Source organism: Escherichia sp. MOD1-EC6021 (assembly GCF_002965245.1).
Lineage (GTDB): Bacteria > Pseudomonadota > Gammaproteobacteria > Enterobacterales > Enterobacteriaceae > Escherichia > Escherichia coli_F.
Genome location: NZ_PTRU01000067.1, coordinates 1 through 5,379, shown reverse-complemented (window position 1 = coordinate 5,379; position 5,379 = coordinate 1). Strand labels below are relative to the sequence as shown.

The following is a 5,379-nucleotide window of genomic DNA, read 5'->3' as shown; positions in this document are numbered from 1 at the left end:
TCCCACTACTTATTTGGTGGACACCACTTTGTCTAATTCGTCAGATTCTGACCAGACGGTTCAGGCTGTACGCTTACTAATAAGCTAACTGCGCTGCAAAGATAAATGTTCTCCTTTTAGCAGAAGAAATGTAATGTGCTACTGCCTAATTAATTGATAATAAAGGGTGTTAAATGGGTTGCTGAGCATGAGATCGAATCTTCCAGCATTAAGATTGACTCTGTAATCAGTTTTTCAGGTTAATGTCAAATATATCCTCAGGCAATTTTAAGAGCTATATGCGCATACCAATATAGGGGTATTTCTGGTGCCGAAGAACTCTTATGAAGCAATGCTGCTGCAGGTGATGTCACCTGAATTGTTTATCTCACAGACAATGTATTCAGTATATAATAATGTGAGAATCCATTTTTAATTTATTAAGAGAAAATAATGTTAAAAATAATAATCCAGTCACACTTATTTTATAATTCATTAAGATAAATATTATTTTTCTGGTCTGCTCGGGAAAGTCGCGATATTCTTCTGAAGGATGGATGATATTTTTTATATTGAGTTTTAATATGCCTGGCATATTAAACCAGAGATAAGTATATAATATTTCCATTCACAGCGTCAGATGACACCACATTTTACTCCATTTTCATAGCGGGTTATGATGGCTCTCGGTAGCTAAATGATTTTCTGGCGGAAATACAGGAAGATAGCATACAATATCATTTTCATTCTATTAACTCCTTAAAATAATTATTTAGTCAATATTGAGAATCAGTGATTACTGAAAATAAACAGATAATGCTAAGCTGTTTTTAGATAATATGAGGACAATGAATGTTACAATTGCACTATAACTAACAGCGCATTCATATCTTTTTGATATACATCACAAAAACAAACAATTAGGTTAAACAAAAGCTAAACAAATTAAGTACTGATAATTGACTTACCGGTGTACATCAAAAGAATCATATACATATGTAGAAGTGACAGAAGGGAGTCATTGTTATGCAAACTAAGCTTCTGGCAATTATGCTTGCAGCACCTGTGGTATTCAGTTCTCAGGAAGCTTCTGCTTCTGATTTCTTCGGCCCGGAGAAAATAAGTACAGAGATTAATTTAGGTACACTGAGTGGCAAAACAAAAGAACGGGTTTATGAGCCTGAAGAAGGTGGACGTAAAGTCAGCCAACTGAACTGGAAATACAGTAACGCCGCCATTCTTAAAGGCGCCGTTAACTGGGAGCTGAATCCATGGTTATCTGTTGGTGCAGCTGGCTGGACCACTCTCAATAGTCGGGGGGGGAATATGGTTGATCAGGACTGGATGGATTCCGGGACTCCCGGAACATGGACAGATGAAAGCAGGCATCCTGATACACGTCTTAATTATGCCAACGAATTTGATTTGAACGTTAAAGGCTGGTTTTTAAAAGAATCTGATTATCGCCTTGCTATTATGGCAGGTTATCAGGAAAGCCGTTACAGTTTTAATGCTACAGGAGGAACTTATATTTACAGTGAGAATGGTGGTTTCCGGAATGAAACGGGAGCGTTACCTGATAAAATAAAAGTGATTGGTTATAAACAACATTTTAAAATTCCTTATGTCGGTCTGACAGGAAACTACCGTTACGATAATTTTGAGTTTGGTGGTGCATTTAAATACAGCGGGTGGGTCAGGGGATCTGATAATGATGAGCATTATGTAAGACAAACTACATTCCGAAGCAAAGTAAAAAACCAGAATTACTATTCTGTTGCAGTTAATGCCGGTTACTATATCACCCCAGAGGCAAAAGTGTACATCGAGGGTGTATGGAGTCGTCTCACAAATAAAAAAGGGGATACATCTCTTTACGACCGTAGTGATAATACTTCAGAGCATAATAATAACGGGGCTGGAATTGAAAATTACAACTTCATTACGACGGCCGGTCTGAAGTACACGTTTTAACAACTTTAACTGTCATCATCTCCGGTGAGAATTATACCGCCGGAGATTCTGTCTGTTGGTCAGCGTAATAATTTACCAATGCAGGAGATGCAATGCGTGTGATAATGAAGCCTTTAAGAAGGACTTTAGTATTATTTATCTTTTCTGTTTTTCTTTGCGGAACTGTGTCTGCCAGACAGATCGAGTGGCAATCCTGTATGACCAGCCCATACAGTGACTGGTTTGGTACAGAAAGCCCTTCACCTGAGTTGTTATGCGGATATCTATCTGTACCGCTAAAATATACCGACACAGGTGGGGATATGTCAGATGAAAATATACCACTTGTCAGACTGGCGATGACAAAGTTGCCGGCAAAAAGTAAACGTAAAGGGAGTATTATTATAATAAGTGGCGGACCTGGATTACCCGGAATTAATCCTTATATCAATTTTGACTGGCCGGTCACAAATCTTCGGGAATCATGGGACATTATCGGTTTTGATCCACGAGGTGTCGGTCAGTCCTTTCCTGCCATAAACTGCCAGCAACCCAATCAAGAAAGATCGGTGAATGTAAGCGAAAAGCAACTAATTTTACAGAAAATTAATGCCTGTATCCATAATACAGGAGCTGAAGTCATTCGCCATATTGGATCTCATGAGGCTGTATATGATATTGAACGCATCAGACAAGCTCTGGGAGATAAACAACTGACAGCTGTAGCATATTCATACGGTACACAGATTGCAGCCTTATATGCCGAACGCTTTCCATCCAGTATCAGATCTATAGTTTTTGACGGTGTCGTTGATATTGATGATTTAAATGATAATTTTTCATGGAAACTCAGGCAGGCCCACAGTTATCAGGAAACGTTTGATCGTTTTGCTGCATGGTGTGCCAGGACAAAAAGTTGTCCACTTTCTTCAGACAGGAATCAGGCAATACATCAGTTCCATCAGCTTTTATTAAAATTACATAATTCTCCTTTAACAGACAGCAGGGGGGAAAGTATATCTTCAGATGATCTCATATCATTAACGACAGAGCTTCTGTTATGGCGCTCATCATGGCCAACACTTGCAACGGCCGTACGTCAGTTCTCTCAGGGTATTGTCAGCAATGAAATTGAAACTGCACTTAATTCTTCCATAGCATCGGAAAAAGTCAGTGATGCTCTGGGTGTAATATTATGTGTTGATCAGAGTGATGAACAATTATCACAGGAACAACGAAAATCGCGAAAAAAAGCCCTTGCTGACGCATTTCCGGCCGTTAATTTTGAGAGGGAACAGTCCGATTTACCTGAATTTTGTGAATTATGGCCAATTCATCGCGATCTGCAACAGACACGCCTGAAGAATACTGTTTTACCATCCGGTTTACTGTTTGTTGCACACAAATATGATCCGACAACTCCCTGGATAAATGCCCGTAAAATGGCAGATAAATTTTCAGCTCCGTTACTGACTATTAACGGTGACGGGCATACGCTGGCGCTTGCTGGCACTAATTTATGTGTGGATGAGGCTGTTGTTCGTCACCTCCTGTTTCCGGGGAAATCTGAAGATATAACGTGTCAGGGAAGTGGTACCGGAGACACTAACTGATATTAAATAAAATATTACTCCCGACATTAAATAACATCAGTGCTTTGATGTCAGGGCCTGCTAACCCTCTTTTGATATCAGTTGAGCGCAGGAAACGCCAGTTAAGAGGGGACAGGACTTAGGATAAATAAGAGAGTGGCAATCATGAGTAAGATTCATGTACATGCAGGTTACGGAAAGAGGATATCAGGCAATGAATAAGGCACTAATATAATATCATATCTCAGACTTGATACATTTTAGTTACATATATTTTCTTATTTTATGCGGAAAATGTTATATGGAAATGTAGTAATTATATAAATCTTATCGAAAGTGATTTTCTGCATAATCATTATTATGATTTATATTAATCATGGACAGGATTGCATATAAATCAGTCATTATGCTGAGTCTGCAACCTTCCTGTGTAAAGTCAAACTGTCAGGGGGACGGTGACGTCCCGGGCCAGAATACACGTGGTGCACCTTCTCCCTTTCTGTTCCCTTTCTCTGTTTTCTCCGATCCCATTCATCCTGGCATTACCCCAATTCTCCCAAAAACGGCAAACCAGCCCTCAGCCCGCGCCACGACTGGCTTAATACGGGATCCCTGCTGCAAAACGTACCTTTACGTATTTGGTTTTACCCGCAATAATGCGTGATAAGCAAACAAAAGGATCCGCGCGCTGCGATTTATTGTCGTGGAAGGATCCGGGCGTTCAGGTCAGAATACCTGTATCCATAAACAGTGCGTGTGCTACGTGAAAAATAACTCATGAACAATGTCATTCCCCTGCAGAATTCACCAGAACGCGTCTCCCTGTTACCCATTGCGCCGGGGGTGGATTTTGCAACAGCGCTCTCCCTGAGAAGAATGGCCACTTCCACAGGGGCCACACCGGCCTACCTGCTGGCCCCGGAAGTGAGTGCCCTTCTTTTCTATATGCCGGATCAGCGTCACCATATGCTGTTCGCCACCCTCTGGAATACCGGAATGCGTATTGGCGAAGCCCGGATGCTGACACCGGAATCATTTGACCTGGATGGAGTAAGACCGTTTGTGCGGATCCTGTCCGAAAAAGTACGTGCGCGACGCGGACGCCCGCCAAAAGATGAGGTCCGCCTGGTTCCGCTGACAGATATAAGCTATGTCAGGCAGATGGAAAGCTGGATGATCACCACCCGGCCCCGTCGTCGTGAACCATTATGGGCCGTGACCGACGAAACCATGCGCAACTGGCTGAAGCAGGCTGTCAGACGGGCCGAAGCTGACGGGGTACACTTTTCGATTCCGGTCACACCACACACCTTCCGGCACAGCTATATCATGCACATGCTCTATCACCGCCAGCCCCGGAAAGTCATCCAGGCACTGGCTGGTCACAGGGATCCACGTTCTATGGAGGTTTATACCAGAGTGTTTGCACTGGATATGGCTGCCACGCTGGCAGTGCCTTTCACAGGTGACGGGCGGGATGCTGCGGAGATCCTGCGTACACTGCCTCCCCTGAGGTGACGGCATACGCGCTTCCTTATATAAGCTGTGGTCAGCAGAACAGACATAACATAAGCTGGAGCAGGTAGATAAGCTGTAGTGAGTAAGTCATGTTTTATGAAGGGAGCAATGCCTCAGCATCAGGTTACGGGGTGACTCACGTAAGGGACAGGCAGATGGCAGCTCAGCCACAGGCAGCACTGCAGGAAACTGAATATAAACTGCAGTGAGCAGACCACTCACTGCACCTGATAATATAAGCTGTAGTCAGTAAAGGAGCACTCTTCACTGACTACAGTTTATGTTCAGCGGGATTTGAAGAGTTTTTCCAGGTCATCCAGCGTGATGCCCAGTTTTT

3 protein-coding genes and 1 pseudogene are annotated in these 5,379 nt (G+C 42.6%); all 4 read left to right on the top strand.

The features are described 5' to 3' along the window. Window positions 1-1,005: 1,005 nt before the first annotated feature. The 4 genes and pseudogenes from ompP (at window position 1,006) to BEB54_RS27495 (ending at window position 5,042) form a co-directional block, all read left to right on the top strand. Window positions 1,006-1,953, top strand: coding sequence for an omptin family outer membrane protease OmpP (gene ompP, locus BEB54_RS27510; RefSeq protein WP_001193614.1), 948 nt, complete (start codon window positions 1,006-1,008; stop codon window positions 1,951-1,953). A gap of 92 nt (window positions 1,954-2,045) precedes the next feature. Then, window positions 2,046-3,545, top strand: coding sequence for an alpha/beta hydrolase (locus BEB54_RS27505; RefSeq protein ID WP_032285150.1), 1,500 nt, complete (start codon window positions 2,046-2,048; stop codon window positions 3,543-3,545). A gap of 501 nt (window positions 3,546-4,046) precedes the next feature. Further along, a pseudogene (locus BEB54_RS29625) lies at window positions 4,047-4,181 on the top strand (serine/threonine protein kinase); the annotation flags it as partial. Window positions 4,182-4,301: 120 nt separating this feature from the next. Beyond that, a complete protein-coding gene (locus BEB54_RS27495) occupies window positions 4,302-5,042 on the top strand; it encodes a tyrosine-type recombinase/integrase (protein WP_001066942.1) in 741 nt (246 codons plus the stop codon). Window positions 5,043-5,379: the final 337 nt, after the last annotated feature.

Coding starts and splice junctions, on each gene's coding strand:
- BEB54_RS27495 (WP_001066942.1), top strand. CDS start 4,302: ATGAACAATGTCATTCCCCTGCAGAATTCACCAGAACGCGTCTCCCTG.
- BEB54_RS27505 (WP_032285150.1), top strand. CDS start 2,046: ATGCGTGTGATAATGAAGCCTTTAAGAAGGACTTTAGTATTATTTATC.
- ompP (WP_001193614.1), top strand. CDS start 1,006: ATGCAAACTAAGCTTCTGGCAATTATGCTTGCAGCACCTGTGGTATTC.